A 16,537-nucleotide genomic window follows, 5' to 3' on the forward strand; every position below is an offset into this window, starting at 1 on the left:
AGGAGTTCAAAATGGCAAATTTATTGAAAAACGGCAAAACTTTAAAACAAGCTAGAGATGAAATCCTAGCCAGGACAGAAAAAACAGGGCATTATAATGGTCTCAAAAAACTAGAGTTTAAAGAAAGAGATCCGATCGGTTATGAGAAAATGTTCTCTAAATTAAGAGGCGGTATCGTGCATGCCAGAGAAACAGCTAAAAGGATTGCTGCAAGCCCTATTGTTGAGCAAGAGGGGGAATTGTGCTTCACGCTTTATAACGCTGTGGGCGATAGCGTGCTGACTTCTACGGGTATCATTATCCATGTAGGCACTATGGGATCAGCTATCAAATACATGGTAGAGAATAATTGGGAAGATAACCCAGGCATCAATGACAAGGATATTTTCACCAATAACGACTGCGCGATTGGGAATGTGCACCCATGCGATATTATGACTCTTGTGCCTATTTTCCACGATGAAAAATTGATTGGTTGGGTAGGCGGTGTTACGCATGTGATTGATACCGGTTCGGTTACTCCAGGATCGATGAGCACTGGACAGGTTCAAAGATTTGGGGATGGATACATGATCACTTGCCGTAAGACAGGGGCGAATGATGAGAGCTTTAAAGATTGGTTGCATGAATCTCAAAGATCGGTTCGCACGCCTAAATATTGGATTCTAGATGAAAGGACTAGGATTGCAGGATGCCATATGATTAGGGATTTAGTGATGGAAGTCATTAAAGAAGACGGCATTGATTCTTACATGCGATTTATTGATGAGGTGATTGAAGAGGGGAGGAGAGGCCTTATCTCTAGGATCAAATCCATGACCATACCAGGCAAGTATAGAAAGGTAGCGTTTGTGGATGTGCCTTATGCACACAAGGATATTGGCGTGTGCTCTGAATTTGCTAAGCTAGACACAATCATGCACTCTCCTGTGGAAATCACTATCAATAAAGACGCTACATGGAAATTGGATTTTGATGGCGCGTCTAGGTGGGGATGGCACTCTTTCAATTGCAACCAAGTGTCTTTTACTAGCGGTATTTGGGTGATGATGACTCAAACATTGATACCCACTTCTCGCATCAATGATGGCGCTTATTTTGCGACTCAATTCAGACTCAAAAAAGGGACTTGGATGAATCCAGATGACAGGCGCACTGGGCATGCTTATGCGTGGCATTTCTTGGTATCAGGCTGGAGCGCTTTGTGGAGAGGCTTGTCTCAAGCGTATTACAGCCGAGGGTATTTAGAAGAAGTCAATTCCGGGAACGCTAACACTTCCAATTGGTTGCAAGGCGGTGGTATCAACCAGGATGGAGAAATCCATGCGGTGAATAGCTTTGAGACGAGTTCTTGTGGGACTGGAGCTTGCGCGATAAAAGACGGCCTGAATCACGCAGCGGCTATTTGGAACCCAGAAGGCGATATGGGCGATGTTGAAATTTGGGAAATGGCAGAGCCTCTTCTTTATTTAGGCAGGAATGTCAAAGCCAATACCGGTGGGTATGGGAAATATCGAGGCGGTAACGGGTTTGAAACCTTAAGAATGGTGTGGGGTGCGCATGATTGGACCATGTTCTTTATGGGTAATGGCTATATGAATAGCGATTGGGGTATGATGGGGGGCTATCCAGCGGCTAGTGGCTATAGGTTTGAAGCGCACAACACCGATTTAAAAAACAGGATTAAAAATAATGCCAGCTTGCCTTTGGGAGGCGATTTTAACCCAACGGATAGAGATTATGAAAAGCACATTTCTCATGCGTCTCAAGTCAAAAGGGATAAGCAATGCATCACCACCGAGAACTGCTTTGATAATTATGACTTGTATTTGAACTACATCAAAGGCGGTCCTGGATTTGGCGATCCGATTGAAAGGGATTTGAACGCGATTTTAGAAGATCTAAACAGCAAACAGCTATTGCCAGAATACGCTTACAAGGTTTATGGTGCGGTGGTGAGCCAGAATAAAGACGGCGTGTGGGTCGGCGATGAAGCCAAAACGAAAGCCAGAAGAAAAGAAATTCTTGAAAACAGAAAGGCTAGATCCATACCGGTAAAACAATGGATGGAGCAAGAAAGAAACGCTATTCTTGAAAAAGAGGCTTCCAAACAAGTTAAGCACATGTATGCGACTAGCTTTGATCTCTCGCCTAAGTTTTTGAATGATTTTAAAACATTTTGGAACTTGCCAAAGAGCTGGAGCGTGAAAGAAGATGAGCTTGGTGTATTCACCTATGGATCTAAATACAGGATGGATTTGAGCAAATTGCCTGATGTGCGCACAGTTCTGTTGGTTGATGAGAAATAAAGAAAGGAGAATGGTCATGTCAAAATACACACAAGAACAAATTAAAAATTTGGTAGAGGGGAACTTGGATTGGAACACTGTCTTAAAAATGCTGAGCATGCCTAAAGATCATGAAAGGTTCCAAATGTATTTGAAGGTGTTGCAAGATAAGGTAGATTTTGATGATAAAATCGTCTTACCCTTGGGGCCGCATTTGTTTGTGGTGCAAGATGCTCAAAAGAAGTGGGTGATTAAGTGTTCATGCGGTCATGCGTTTTGCGCTCCAGAGGAGAACTGGAAATTGCATGCAAACATCTATGTGCGCGATACAGCAGAAAAAATGGAAGAGGTGTATCCTAAACTCTTAGCCAGTGATACTCACTGGCAAGTGTATCGGGAGTATATTTGCCCGGATTGCGGCATCCTTTTAGATGTTGAAGCCCCAACTCCTTGGTATCCTGTGATCCATGATTTTGAGCCTGATATAGAGGTGTTTTATAAAGATTGGCTAGGCATACAGCCCCCAGAAAGACGCTAAAATCGCTCAATCCTTTTTATGAAGAGGCTTTATGCCTCTTTGACACACTTATAAAAAGCTTGGGTTAATTCAACTCAAGCGAATTTTTCTTCAATCCTAACAAATTCAGCCACAAATTAGGACTTTTTCAAAATTTTAAGCTCTTTTTCTTTTTTTTTGATTTAATACTAGGTATAATTTTAATTCCATCTAACAAGGAAAGCTATGAAAGTAACACAAGGCATTGCTAACGACTTTTTTGCCCTAACAAACACGATATTTTCTATCCTAAAAATAAGAAAATGTATTTTATGAGTTCTATCACTATACTTTCAATAAAATAAGGGGTTTTTTTTGACTAAAAAATTCATGTCTTGGATGGTGGTTATTGGGGCTTTAATTTGCGTGCTTTTAGGGGTGTTTATCTTTTTCACTAGCATGTCGGTAAAAAAATCTTTAACCGCTTATCTTAACGCTTATTTAGATCAACGCCCCCAAATTAAGGGCATGGGGATTGCAAGCACTCCCTTTGAATGCGAAGGGTTTTTTAAAATTGCATGCACTTCTAAAGAGATCAGTTTTTTAGATCCTCAAAACTCCCCTATTGTGGATTTTAAAAATTTAAATATCAAGCTCCATTCTTTAGATAAAAGCTCTCTTACCCTTTCTGTCCATTCTCAAATCCAATCCCCTATTTTAGAACAAGATATTCAGCAAAAAATCAGCCAAATCCCCCTAAAAGACTTGAATGCCTTATTGGAAAAAATGAAACCCACGCGCTTGAATTGCTCTTTAACATTCAACGCTTTAGATGAAAAAACTTTAAACGATAATTTAAAATGCGATTTGACTAATACGGAAAATATCCTTGCTTACACTTTTTTTCAAGAGGGTTTAATGGAAGCACAAGAAAATCTATCCCTTAAAAATATTTTTAAAACCTTGAGTTCTAAAGACGCTAAAGCCATAGAAGAGTTGCAAGACAAACTGCGTTTTTTAGCGCCAAAGTTGAGTGTTTCTATCCAAGCGCGCCATCTTAAAAATGTTTTAGAAGCCTTTTATTACCAAAATAAAGAGAGTTTGGGCTTTTTTTCCCCTTATTTTAGCTTGCGATCTCAAACCCCTAGCGTCTCTTATGAAAGCGCGTTAGCTTCTTTAGAAAACTATTTTATGGTCTTGTTCCAATCCCGTTTTAAAGACGATACAGTGCTCCAACAAAATTTTAAAGGATTGTTGCAAGCCTTTGTTTCTATGGCTAAAAACAAACGATCCCAAATCGCTCTTAACGCCCAAGCTAAAGACAACGCCAAGCTGACTTTTAACGATTTGTTAGAAAGCCTTAGCGTGAATTTCTTTCAATCTTACAAAATAAGCCATGAGTGATTTCAAAGTCCCCCCCAAAGCTAAAGGGTTTAAACGCCTTTTGAAAGCCCTTTTTTATTCTAAAGACGGACTTAAATGCGCATGGGCTGAAGAGAGTGCGTTCAGGCAAATCATCGTCTTGGCTCTTTTTTGTATCGTTCTAGCGAGCTATTTAGCCAAAGATTTTTTAGAATGGGGGCTATTGATTGTGCCTTGTTTTTTATCGGTGGTGGTTGAACTCATCAATAGCTCTATTGAAAAGGCTGTGGATTTTACCAGCACAGAGTTCCACCCTTTAGCTAAAAAGGCTAAAGACATGGCCAGTGCAGCCCAACTGATAGGGCTTATTTTTTGGGCTTTTGTTTGGGGGCGTTATCTTTTGACGCTTTATTTTAATTAAATTTTAGGGAGACACATGCAAGATAATTCAGTCCAAGATAATTCAGTCAATGAAACAAAAAATATTGTAGAAGTGGGGATTGATTCTTCTATTGAAGAAAGCTATTTGGCTTATTCCATGAGCGTGATCATAGGGCGTGCCTTACCGGACGCTAGAGATGGCTTAAAGCCAGTGCATAGGCGTATTTTGTATGCGATGCATGAATTAGGCCTTACTTCCAAAGTCGCTTACAAAAAAAGCGCTAGGATCGTGGGTGATGTGATTGGTAAATACCACCCCCATGGCGATAACGCGGTTTATAATGCGCTAGTGAGAATGGCGCAAGATTTTTCTATGCGTTTGGAATTAGTGGATGGGCAAGGCAACTTTGGCTCTATTGATGGCGATAACGCTGCAGCGATGCGTTACACTGAAGCCAGAATGACCAAGGCGAGTGAAGAAATTTTAAGGGATATTGATAAAGACACCATTGATTTTGTGCCTAATTATGATGACACCTTAAAAGAGCCAGATATTTTACCAAGCCGTCTGCCTAACCTTTTAGTCAATGGGGCTAATGGGATCGCTGTAGGGATGGCGACTTCTATCCCCCCTCACAGGATCGATGAAATCATAGACGCTTTAGCGCATGTCTTAGAAAACCCTAACGCTGAATTAGATGAAATCTTAGAATTTGTCAAAGGGCCTGATTTTCCTACTGGTGGGATCATTTATGGCAAGGCGGGTATTATTGAAGCCTATAAAACGGGGCGAGGGCGCGTGAAAGTGCGGGCCAAAGTGCATGTGGAAAAGACGAAAAATAAAGAAATCATCGTTTTAGATGAAATGCCTTTTCAAACCAATAAAGCCAAATTAGTGGAACAAATCAGCGATTTAGCGCGAGAAAAACAAATTGAAGGCATTAGCGAAGTGCGCGATGAAAGCGATAGAGAGGGCATTAGAGTGGTGATTGAATTAAAAAGAGACGCGATGAGTGAAATTGTCTTAAACCACCTTTACAAACTCACCACCATGGAGACCACTTTTAGCATCATTTTACTCGCTATTTATAATAAAGAGCCTAAGATTTTCACGCTTTTAGAGTTGTTGCGCCTTTTCTTAAACCACAGAAAAACCATTATTATAAGACGCACGATTTTTGAATTAGAAAAGGCTAAGGCCAGAGCGCATATTTTAGAGGGCTATTTGATCGCATTGGACAATATTGATGAAATCGTGCAACTCATTAAAACAAGCCCAAGCCCAGAAGCGGCTAAAAACGCCTTAATGGAGCGTTTTAGTTTGAGCGAAATCCAAAGCAAAGCCATTTTAGAAATGCGTTTGCAACGCTTGACAGGCCTTGAAAGGGATAAGATCAAAGAAGAATACCAAAACTTATTAGAGCTTATTGATGATCTCAATGGCATTTTAAAGAGCGAAGAACGCTTGAATGAGGTCGTCAAAACAGAGCTTTTAGAAGTCAAAGAGCAATTTTCTTCTCCAAGGCGCACTGAAATTCAAGAATCTTACGAAAGTATTGACACAGAAGATTTGATCGCTAATGAGCCTATGGTGGTGAGCATGAGCCATAAAGGCTATGTGAAAAGAGTGGATTTAAAAGTTTATGAAAAGCAAAATCGTGGCGGTAAGGGCAAGCTTTCAGGAAGCACTTATGAAGACGATTTCATTGAAAACTTTTTTGTGGCTAACACGCATGATATTTTGCTCTTTATCACCAATAAGGGGCAATTGTATCATTTGAAAGTCTATAAAATCCCAGAAGCGAGCCGGATCGCTATGGGTAAAGCCATTGTGAATTTAATCTCGCTCGCTCCGGATGAAAAGATCATGGCGACTCTAAGCACTAAAGACTTTAGCGATGAACGCTCTTTAGCTTTCTTCACGAAAAATGGCGTGGTGAAGTGCACCAATTTGAGCGAATTTGAAAGCAACAGGAGTTGTGGTATCAGAGCGATTGTTTTAGATGAAGGCGATGAATTAGTGGGCGCAAAAGTTGTGGATAAAAACGCTAAGCATTTGCTCATCGCATCTTATTTGGGCATGTTCATTAAATTCCCTTTAGAAAATGTGCGCGAGATGGGAAGAAATGCTCGTGGGGTTATAGGGATTAAGCTGAATGAAAACGATTTTGTTGTCGGCGCGGTCGTTATTAGCGGTGATGGCAACAAGCTTTTGAGCGTGAGTGAAAACGGGCTTGGCAAGCAAACTTTAGCCGAAGCGTATAGAGAGCAATCTCGTGGAGGTAAGGGGGTCATTGGCATGAAGCTCACTCAAAAAACCGGCAATCTAGTGGGCGTTATCAGCGTGGATGATGAAAATTTGGATTTGATGATCCTTACTGCAAGCGCAAAAATGATTAGAGTTTCCATTAAAGACATTAGAGAAACCGGAAGAAACGCTAGTGGGGTAAAACTCATAAACACCGCTGATAAAGTCGTGTATGTCAATTCTTGCCCTAAAGAAGAAGAGCCAGAAAATTTAGAAACCTCTTCGGCGCAAAATTTGTTTGAGTGATGCGTTTCTTTTCATTCTGTTATTTTTTATTGTATTTTTTAGGGGTTTCTTTGCATGCCCTAAGCCCCCTAGAAGAACAAGAATTTTTAATTTCGTATCGCTTGAAAATTGTTGATTCTAGAGTGATGGGCGAAGAGTATTCTGTTTCTAAACCTATCGTTAGCCGCATCAAAACAGCCCCCTATGTTTTAGACTATCATTGCTCCATCATCACTCGTAACTTACCCGATTTGAAAGACTCCTTGCCCCAAATAAAGTTAGAACGCTTCCTTTTAGAAATAGCGTTAAAAAAAGAAAAAGAGCGAGTCATTGATTGCATTTTAAAAAGCCAAGTCGCTATCACGCATTATGATCACAGCTATAAAAACGGTACCACTACCACGAGCATTCTTAACCTCAAAGCCTTAAGCGTTAGAGCGAGTTTAGTGGGAGATGCGTTGTTTTTAGATATTTTTAGAAAGGAAGAAGAATGAAAATCGCCATTGTAGAAGATGATATCAACATGCGTAAAAGCCTGGAGCTTTTTTTTGAGCTTCAAGACGATTTAGAGATTGTGAGTTTTAAAAACCCTAAAGACGCTTTAGCCAAGTTAGATGAAAGCTTTGATTTAGTCATCACGGATATTAACATGCCCCATATGGACGGCTTGGAATTTTTACGCCTTTTAGAGGGCAAGTATGAATCCATTGTGATTACCGGTAATGCGACCTTGAATAAAGCCATTGATTCCATTCGTTTGGGCGTGAAAGACTTTTTCCAAAAGCCTTTTAAACCAGAATTGCTTTTAGAATCCATCTACCGCACCAAAAAAGTTTTAGAATTTCAAAAAAAACACCCTCTAGAAAAACCTTTAAAAAAAGCCCCCAAACACAGCTTTTTAGCCACTTCAAAAGCTTTAGAAGAAACCAAACGACAGGCCTTAAAAGTCGCAAGCACGGACGCTAATGTCATGCTATTAGGCGAAAGCGGGGTAGGTAAGGAAGTTTTTGCTCATTTTATCCACCAGCATTCTCAGCGATCCAAGCACCCTTTTATAGCGATCAACATGTCCGCAATCCCAGAGCATTTATTAGAAAGCGAGCTTTTTGGGTATCAAAAAGGGGCGTTCACGGACGCCACAGCGCCTAAAATGGGGCTTTTTGAAAGCGCGAATAAAGGCACGATCTTTTTAGATGAAATCGCTGAAATGCCCCTTCAATTGCAAAGCAAACTTTTAAGAGTGGTTCAAGAAAAAGAAATCACGCGCCTTGGGGATAATAAAAGCGTTAAAATTGATATCCGTTTCATTTCCGCCACCAACGCTAACATGAAAGAAAAAATCGCTTCAAAAGAATTTAGAGAAGATTTGTTCTTCCGCTTGCAAATTGTGCCTATAACTATCGCGCCTTTAAGAGAGAGAGTAGAAGAGATTTTACCCATTGCTGAAATCAAGCTTAAAGAAGTGTGCGAGGCGTATCATTTGGGGTCAAAATCTTTTTCAAAAAACGCTGCAAAACGCCTTTTAGAATACTCTTGGCATGGGAATGTGCGAGAGCTTTTAGGCGTCGTGGAAAGAGCGGCGATTTTAAGCGAAGAAACAGAAATCCAAGAAAAAGATTTGTTTTTGGAAAGGTAGTTTGTAGGGCTTCTTTATAAATCATCTGCAACCAGATAAGTTTAATAAGTTTTAGTGATCACGCTATAATTTCATGGAGTTATTAAAAAAAAGCATTTATTAGAAACGCTTAATTTGGGATTTTTGCTTAAAGGGGTTTAAAGATTGGGGTTCAATTAATGGGGAGTTTTTATGTTAGCGAATGATTTTATGGTTAAGAAATTAAAAAACAAGGAGTTGCATGGTTTGTTGTGTAACAAATTGAGTAAAAGAGTGGATAGATTTGGCTATAGAGCGATTGGTGTTGGAGCGGATAAAGAGACTAACGAAGTTATTGTTCAATTGAGTGAGGAAAAAATTGTTAGATTGAGTAGCAAGACCGCTTTAGCAAATGATGATGATTTCATGGCGGGTATTTTTGATGAATTTAATGAATTAAAGGCTAATAAAGAACCACAGAAACCTAACTCGTTCTATTATGGGTATGGCAGCTCTTATAAAATCATTGATGTTCTTAACGATAAGGATGGTGATTTTATCAATTGCAGATTGTTTATCGTTAAGGAATTAGGGGTTGAAATGAGTGTTTAGGGTTTTATGTTCCCCCTATGATTGATAATAACAACACCACTCTTGCTGATTTGCTTGAAAATGGCGAGCCTGCAATATATTATGAAGCTAATTCTGCAAATATCAGGCGTTTTTTGGACAAAGGGCCTTACAACATTGAGTGGTTGGTGAGAAAGTATTTGGGGGTTGGGTTTAGGAGTTGTAAGGTAGAGCGGATACAAGGAACGGAATTTGTGATCAAATTCTACTATAAAAAGTGGGGGTCTATGATTGATAGAGAAGTTAAAATGCAATTCCCCAAATATCTTAAAGACTCAAAGAAGACAGCCGTTAAAATAACAAGCAGGGTGTTTTATGAGTTGTCAAAAGGGTCTCTGTTTGGCAACCTCCTCGGCAAAGATCCCATTCAGGCGATTATCATGCGGAAGGAAGACAATAATAAATAAAATCTTGTTGAATCTTAATCTTCTTATTTTTTAAATTAGAAGTTATTTTTTAACCCCTAAGACCGCACTACACAAATTATCATGCAATTAAAATTAAAATCAAACTCTTTACTATTGACTATAAAAAATGTTTTTTAGCATTTTTTATAATTTATAATTAACACTTAATGATAATAAAGCCGTTTCTGTAATGGTTAGAGAGTGTCGGCTTGGTTTCTATTTTCCTTAAATGCTTTCTCATTTTTCAAACTTTCATGCGATGGATTTTAAAGGCATGGCTTCTTTGCTAACTCTTGCATGATCAAGTGGCTATTATTGCCGCTAACCTTCCCCATGCAAGCTATTTCAATTCCAAAGCTAAAAATTTTCCCGTATAGCTTTGGGTTTTTTCGCAATTTTGTGCCACCTCTAAAGGCGTGCCGCTCGCAATGACTTTCCCGCCCTTATCCCCCCCATCAGGCCCCATGTCTATAATGTAATCAGCGTTTTTGATAATGTCTAAATTATGCTCAATCACTAGCATGGAATTGCCTAACGCCACTAAAGAATGCAAAACCTGTAAAAGGTGATTCACGTCTTCAAAATGCAAACCGGTGGTAGGTTCATCTAAAATATAAAGGGTTTTGCCTGTGTCTTTTTTACTCAATTCTTTAGCTAATTTGATCCTTTGAGCCTCCCCCCCACTTAAAGTCGTAGCGTTTTGCCCTAAAGTGATATAGCCCAAGCCCACATCTATAAGCGTTTTTAACTTCACGGCGATTTTAGGGAATTTAGCAAAAAATTCATAAGCTTCTTCCACGCTCATGTTCAACACATCAGCAATGGATTTGCCTTTCACCTTGATTTCTAAAGTTTGGGGGTTGTATTTAGCGCCCTTACAGCTATCGCATTGGACTAACACATCAGGCAAAAAGTGCATTTCTATTTTAATATCCCCATCGCCTTGGCATTTCTCACACCGCCCCCCTTTAACATTAAAGCTAAAACGGCTCGCGCTATAACCTAAAATTTTAGCTTCTTTTTGCTCGGCAAATAAAATCCTGATTTCATCCATCACTCCCGTGTAAGTGGCAGGGTTGCTTCGTGGGGTTTTGCCTATGGGGGCTTGATCTAAATAAATCACTTTATCCAAATGCTCCAACCCTACAATCTCCACCCCATTCAAACTTTGAGTTTTTTTAGCATGGTTTAAAAGGGTTTGAGCGGTGGGTAAAAGGGTTTGTAAAATCAGCGAGCTTTTACCGCTCCCGCTCACCCCAGTAATGCACACCAATTGTTTTAAAGGGATTTGAACGCTCAAATTCTTAATGTTATTGATATTGACATTTTTGATTTCTAAAAAATGCTTTTCTTTAGGGGGTTCAAATTTAGGGCGCTCAATCTTTTTAGTGCCGTTGAGATATAAGGCGGTAGAATGGTTATTTTGCAATAATTCTTTCACGCTCCCGCTAAAAACCACTTCGCCCCCATGCCTTCCAGCCTTTGGCCCAATATCCACAACAAAATCCGCATGCTTAATCGTCTCTTTATCATGCTCTACGACAATGAGCGTGTTCCCCTTTTTTTGTAAATTCCTAAGGGTGTTGATGAGTTTGAGCGTGTCCTTTTCATGCAGGCCAATGCTAGGCTCGTCTAAAACATACAAAACCCCTGTCAAACCACTCCCGATTTGACTGGCGATTCGTATCCTTTGGCTCTCCCCTCCGCTAATCGTTCGCGCATCCCTCCCCAAAGTCAAATACCCTAGCCCCACATCGTATAAAAAAAACACCCTTTCTAAAATCTCTTTTAAAATGGGTTCAGCGATCTTTTTTTCTTGCTCGTTAAGATAGCTAAAATGCGTGGGATCATTAAAAAAATGATAAACCTCTTCAATGGGCTTAGTTAAAAAATCCGCCATTTTCAAGCCAGCGACTTGAACGCTCAAACTGGAAGCTTTCAAACGATGCCCCTCGCACGAAGAACAGGTTTTTTCGCTCATGTAATCGCTCAGATCCTTTTGCTCTTTAAACATGTCATAAGCGATTTGGATAATGCCTTTCCAAGGGCGTTTCAAAGAGCTGTTTTTAAAATGAAAGCTGATTTCAGTGCCATTCCCATATAAAAGAGCGTCTTGCTGCTCTTTATTCAATTCATTAAAACAAAGCGCGCTGTCAATGCCATTATAAGCGCAAAAGCCTTCAAACATTTGAGCGTAATAACTGCGGTTATACCCAAAAATGACTTTAATCGCTCCTTGATTTAAAGGCGTGTTAGGATCTAAAATCTTACTAATATCTAAGCTAAATTTTGTCCCCAAACCCAAACAGCTCTCGCATGCTCCTTTAGGCGAATTGAAGGAAAAACTCAAAGGCTCTAATTCTTCAAAACTCATCTTACACTTAAAACATGCCTTATGCTCGCTGTAATGCTTCCTGATGCTTGGCGCATTCTCTTGCAAGATTTCCACTTCTAATTCCCCATAGCTTTCTTTAAGGGCTTTTTCTATTGCGCTAGCGATCCGTGAAGAATTTTCGCTATTAATAACCACCCTATCCACCACCGCTTCAATGGTGTGTTTTTTGGTTTTGTGCAAATGGATTTCTTCATCTAAACGCACCATCACCCCATCAACAAAAGCCCTCACATACCCCTTCAAACGCAAGCTCTCTAATTTATCGTTAAACGAACCTTTTTTATCTTTAATAATGGGGGCTAGAATAATGATTTTAGAATTTTCTTCTAAATGACAGATTTGAGAAATAATATCGCTCGCGCTCATAGAACTAATGGGTTCTAAACATGTGGGGCAAAATTGCTCCCCAACCCTTGCAAACAGCAACCTTAAATAGTCATAAATCTCAGTGATCGTCCCCACAGTGGATCTAGGGTTTTTAGAAGTGGTTTTTTGATCAATAGCGATCGCAGGGGTTAGGCCTTCAATTTTATCCACATTAGGCTTACCCACTTTGTCTAAAAATTGCCTAGCATAGCTGGACAAACTCTCTAAATAGCGCCTTTGGCCTTCAGCGTATAAAGTATCAAACGCCAGAGTGGATTTACCCGAACCGCTTAATCCGGTAAAAACAATAAATTGGTTTTTAGGGATTTCTAAAAAGATATTTTTGAGATTGTTTTCCCTAGCCCCTTGAATAATGATCTTATCCATAATGGTTTTATGTTGCAAGAGTTTCCTTAAAATAAGAAAATGGATTAAAAGGAGCTATTATACTTCAAAAAAGAATGGTTTTATTATCATTTCTTATTCATAAGAGTTAAAAGTATTTGCTTGATTAAGGATAAACATGCTATTATTTTATGAGACAATTTTAAAGATAGGAATGTAAAGGAATGGAATTTATGAAAAAGTTTGTAGCTTTAGGGCTTCTATCCGCAGTTTTAAGCTCTTCGTTGTTAGCCGAAGGTGATGGTGTTTATATAGGGACTAATTATCAGCTTGGACAAGCCCGTTTGAATAGCAATATTTATAACACAGGGGATTGCACAGGGAGTGTTGTAGGTTGTCCTCCAGGTCTTACCGCTAATAAGTATAATCCAGGACATACCAATATCAATTGGCATGCTAAATACGCTAATGGGGCTTTGAATGGTCTTGGGTTGAATGTGGGTTATAAGAAGTTCTTCCAGTTCAAGTCTTTTGATATGACAAGCAAGTGGTTTGGTTTTAGGGTGTATGGGCTTTTTGATTATGGGCATGCCACTTTAGGCAAGCAAGTTTATGCACCCAATAAAATCCAGTTGGATATGGTTTCTTGGGGTGTGGGGAGCGATTTGTTAGCTGATATTATTGATAACGATAACGCTTCATTTGGTATTTTTGGTGGGGTCGCTATCGGCGGTAATACTTGGAAAAGCTCCGCAGCAAACTATTGGAAAGAGCAAATCATTGAAGCCAAAGGTCCTGATGTTTGTACCCCTACTTATTGTAACCCTAACGCTCCTTATAGCACCAACACTTCAACCGTCGCTTTTCAAGTATGGTTGAATTTTGGCGTGAGAGCCAATATCTACAAGCATAATGGCGTGGAATTTGGCGTGAGAGTGCCGCTACTCATCAACAAGTTTTTGAGTGCGGGTCCTAACGCTACTAATCTTTATTACCATTTGAAACGGGATTATTCGCTTTATTTGGGGTATAACTACACTTTTTAAACCCTTTAAAAGGGTATCTTTAAAGCCCTTTTCAGTCTTTATAAAAAGGGTTTTAGTTTGGATTTTCGCATCTTAAAAAGCTAAAATTGATTATAAAGAAACTTTTGGGCGTAACCAACAAAACCAACACCATTGAGTGGGCATTTGGAAAATTCATCTAGGGGTTTTAAGGGGATTGTTTGCAAGAAATAGAAAATCTGCACCAAAGCGTTTTGTTGCAAGAAGTTTTGCAAGCGTTCACGCCTTTAGAAGAAGGGGTTTTGATTGATTGCACTTTAGGGTTAGGGGGGCATTCTAAAGCCCTTTTATCCCAAAAACCGCACCTGAAACTCATTGGTATTGATAAAGATAAGTTCGCTCAAGAAATCGCTAAAGAACGATTGAAAGCCTTTGAAGGGCGTTATAATCTCTTAAGTGGAGGGTTTGCCAAACGCTTTAAAGAAGCCCTAGAAATTCATGGCGATCGAATCAAGGGGGTTTTAGTGGATTTAGGGGTGAGCTCCTTACAGCTTGATGATGATGACAGAGGGTTTAATTTCCACTCGCACGCTTTGGATATGCGCATGGATTTAGAGAGCGATTTAAACGCTCAAAAAGTCATCAACTCTTATTCTGTAGTGGCGTTAGAAAAAATCTTTAGAGACTATGGCGAAATCAAAGAATACAAAAAAATCGCCCACAAAATTGCAGAAAGGCGCGCTAAAAAACCCTTTAAAGACGCTAAGGATTTGAGCGATTTTTTAAGCTCTTTTTCTAAAAATAAAAAAATTCATCCAGCGACTTTGGTGTTTCAAGCCGTTCGCATAGAAGTCAATAGCGAATTAGAAGAGTTAAAAGAGTTTTTACAATGCGCTAGAAACCTTAAGGGGGCGATTTTGTGCGTGATTTCTTTTCATTCTTTAGAAGACGCGTTAGTGAAAAACGCTTTCAAAGATTACGCTAAAAATTGCATTTGCGATCCTTCAAGTTTCCAATGCGCTTGCTCTAACAACCACGCTTTAGGTGCAATTTTAACCAAAAAGCCCATCACTCCAAGCCCAGAAGAAATTAAAAACAACAGGCGTTCACGAAGCGCTAAAATGAGGGTTTTTCAATTCAAATCATGAACAAGTCAATGGGTAAGCCATGAGCATAAAAAACCATTCTTCAAATGAAAAAGAACGCTTTGTACACATAGATGAGGACGAAAAAAAGGAATTATTCGCTGGAACTGCAAATGAAAATCCGCACGGCCTTTCTTTAATGGCTTTAATAGGGGTATTGGTTTTTGGGGGCGCGTTTTTAGCCTTATTAGCGCCTAAAATCTATTTAAGCAATAATATCTATTATATTAGCCGTAAAATCAACACCCTAGAAGATCAAAAACGCCTACTTTTAGAAGAACAACAAATCCTAAAAAACGAATTAGAAAAAGAGCGTTTTAAATACTATATAGAAAATAGTGAAAATATTGGCGATATTGCATTTTAAATAAAACCCCCTATCTTAAGAGAGCCTAATTAGCGTTAAAATTTTGTTTCAATACGAAATTTTAATCCCTTATAAAAACTTTAAATTGTGAAAAACAAACAAACAACCCCCTTAAATTGTATAATAAAAACACTTTAAGCCAACAAAGGATAACCATGAGAAAACGATTCACTCCATTTTTGTTATTCAGGAAATAATATAGATGAAAAAAACGATTTCAGCGTTGTTTTTATCAGCGTGCATAGGGTTATCGTCTGTTTATGCAGATAACGCTTTGATTTTACAAACCGACTTTAGCCTAAAAGATGGGGCGGTCTCGGCGATGAAAGGCGTTGCTTTCAGCGTTGATTCCAATCTTAAAATCTTTGATTTAACGCACGAAATTCCTCCGTATAACATCTGGGAGGGTGCTTACCGCTTGTATCAGACCGCTAGTTATTGGCCAAAAGGTTCGGTATTTGTGAGCGTAGTTGATCCGGGCGTAGGCACTAAGCGTAAATCGGTGGTATTGAAAACTAAAAACGGCCAGTATTTTGTTTCGCCGGATAACGGCACGCTGACTTTGGTGGCGCAAACTTTTGGGATTGATAGCGTGCGTGAAATTGATGAAAAAGCTAACCGCTTGAAAGGTTCTGAGAAATCCTATACTTTCCATGGCCGTGATGTGTATGCTTACACTGGGGCGCGTTTGGCTTCTGGGGCGATCACATTCGAGCAAGTTGGGCCAGAGCTTCCCGCAAAAGTCGTTGAAATTCCTTACCAAAAAGCGAAAGCCACAAAAGGGGAAGTGAAAGGCAATATCCCAATTTTGGATATTCAATATGGTAATGTTTGGAGCAATATCAGCGATAAACTGCTCGATCAAGCAAAAATCAAACTCAATGACACGCTGTGTGTAACGATTTCTAAAGGTTCCAAGAAAAAATACGAAGGGAAAATGCCGTATGTCGCAAGCTTTGGCGATGTGCCAGAAGGCCAGCCGTTGGTTTATTTAAACAGCTTGTTGAATGTTTCCGTGGCGCTGAATAGGGATAATTTCGCGCAAAAACATCAAATCAAATCCGGTGCTGATTGGAATATTGATATAAAGAAGTGCGCTAAGTAAAGCGCTTTTTAGAAAATTAAGGGGAGTTAGAGATTTTTAACCATCAAACTTTGATTAACATAGCCTAATTAACGCTAAATAAACCCCAAAATAAACGCTTGTTTTTAAAAATTTGTTTC

At 39.4% G+C, this 16,537-nt stretch carries 12 protein-coding genes and 1 pseudogene; 12 read left to right on the forward strand and 1 reads right to left on the reverse strand.

What is annotated here, in order from left to right; all coding sequences use genetic code 11:
• Nucleotides 1-11 precede the first annotated feature (11 nt).
• The 8 genes and pseudogenes from I6852_RS05330 to I6852_RS08205 all read left to right on the forward strand — a co-directional run bounded on the left by I6852_RS05330 (nucleotide 12) and on the right by I6852_RS08205 (nucleotide 9,691).
• Nucleotides 12-2,309, forward strand: a complete 2,298-nt coding sequence (locus tag I6852_RS05330) for a hydantoinase B/oxoprolinase family protein (protein ID WP_001285085.1) — start codon at nucleotides 12-14, stop codon at nucleotides 2,307-2,309.
• A gap of 16 nt (nucleotides 2,310-2,325) precedes the next feature.
• The gene (locus I6852_RS05335) at nucleotides 2,326-2,826 is read left to right on the forward strand and encodes an acetone carboxylase subunit gamma (protein WP_001862402.1); all 501 of its coding nucleotides are present in this window, start codon (nucleotides 2,326-2,328) and stop codon (nucleotides 2,824-2,826) included.
• A gap of 333 nt (nucleotides 2,827-3,159) precedes the next feature.
• Nucleotides 3,160-4,188, forward strand: coding sequence for a hypothetical protein (locus I6852_RS05340; RefSeq protein ID WP_197291982.1), 1,029 nt, complete (start codon nucleotides 3,160-3,162; stop codon nucleotides 4,186-4,188).
• A complete protein-coding gene (locus I6852_RS05345; protein WP_197291981.1) occupies nucleotides 4,181-4,567 on the forward strand; it encodes a diacylglycerol kinase in 387 nt (128 codons plus the stop codon). Before I6852_RS05340 ends, I6852_RS05345 begins: the two co-directional genes overlap by 8 nt.
• A 15-nt stretch (nucleotides 4,568-4,582) precedes the next feature.
• Nucleotides 4,583-7,081: a DNA topoisomerase (ATP-hydrolyzing) subunit A gene (gene gyrA / locus I6852_RS05350; protein ID WP_197291980.1), complete on the forward strand. Its 2,499-nt coding sequence runs from the start codon at nucleotides 4,583-4,585 to the stop codon at nucleotides 7,079-7,081.
• Entirely contained in the window at nucleotides 7,081-7,554 is a 474-nt protein-coding gene (locus I6852_RS05355; RefSeq protein ID WP_197291979.1) for a hypothetical protein, read from the forward strand. Before gyrA ends, I6852_RS05355 begins: the two co-directional genes overlap by 1 nt.
• Nucleotides 7,551-8,696, forward strand: a complete 1,146-nt coding sequence (gene flgR / locus I6852_RS05360; RefSeq protein WP_197291978.1) for a transcriptional activator FlgR — start codon at nucleotides 7,551-7,553, stop codon at nucleotides 8,694-8,696. The genes I6852_RS05355 and flgR overlap by 4 nt, the downstream gene beginning before the upstream one ends.
• Before the next feature lie 171 nt (nucleotides 8,697-8,867).
• Nucleotides 8,868-9,691: pseudogene (locus tag I6852_RS08205) on the forward strand (hypothetical protein).
• 340 nt (nucleotides 9,692-10,031) lie between these two features.
• Here the strand turns inward: I6852_RS08205 and uvrA are convergent.
• A complete protein-coding gene (gene uvrA, locus I6852_RS05375; protein WP_197291976.1) occupies nucleotides 10,032-12,857 on the reverse strand; it encodes an excinuclease ABC subunit UvrA in 2,826 nt (941 codons plus the stop codon).
• 164 nt (nucleotides 12,858-13,021) lie between these two features.
• On the opposite strand from uvrA, the gene hopE reads away from it, so the two are divergent.
• The 4 genes from hopE (at nucleotide 13,022) to I6852_RS05395 (ending at nucleotide 16,418) form a co-directional block, all read left to right on the forward strand.
• Entirely contained in the window at nucleotides 13,022-13,843 is an 822-nt protein-coding gene (hopE, locus tag I6852_RS05380; protein ID WP_157819779.1) for a Hop family outer membrane protein HopE, read from the forward strand.
• 179 nt (nucleotides 13,844-14,022) lie between these two features.
• Nucleotides 14,023-14,949, forward strand: coding sequence for a 16S rRNA (cytosine(1402)-N(4))-methyltransferase RsmH (rsmH, locus tag I6852_RS05385; protein ID WP_197291975.1), 927 nt, complete (start codon nucleotides 14,023-14,025; stop codon nucleotides 14,947-14,949).
• A 19-nt stretch (nucleotides 14,950-14,968) separates the two neighbouring features.
• Nucleotides 14,969-15,313 (forward strand): hypothetical protein, encoded by a 345-nt coding sequence (locus I6852_RS05390; RefSeq protein ID WP_197291974.1) that lies wholly within the window; start codon nucleotides 14,969-14,971, stop codon nucleotides 15,311-15,313.
• Between the two features lie 202 nt (nucleotides 15,314-15,515).
• Nucleotides 15,516-16,418, forward strand: coding sequence for an SAM hydrolase/SAM-dependent halogenase family protein (locus tag I6852_RS05395; RefSeq protein WP_197291973.1), 903 nt, complete (start codon nucleotides 15,516-15,518; stop codon nucleotides 16,416-16,418).
• Nucleotides 16,419-16,537 lie beyond the last annotated feature (119 nt).

This window comes from Helicobacter pylori (assembly GCF_015904775.1).
Lineage (GTDB): Bacteria > Campylobacterota > Campylobacteria > Campylobacterales > Helicobacteraceae > Helicobacter > Helicobacter pylori_DM.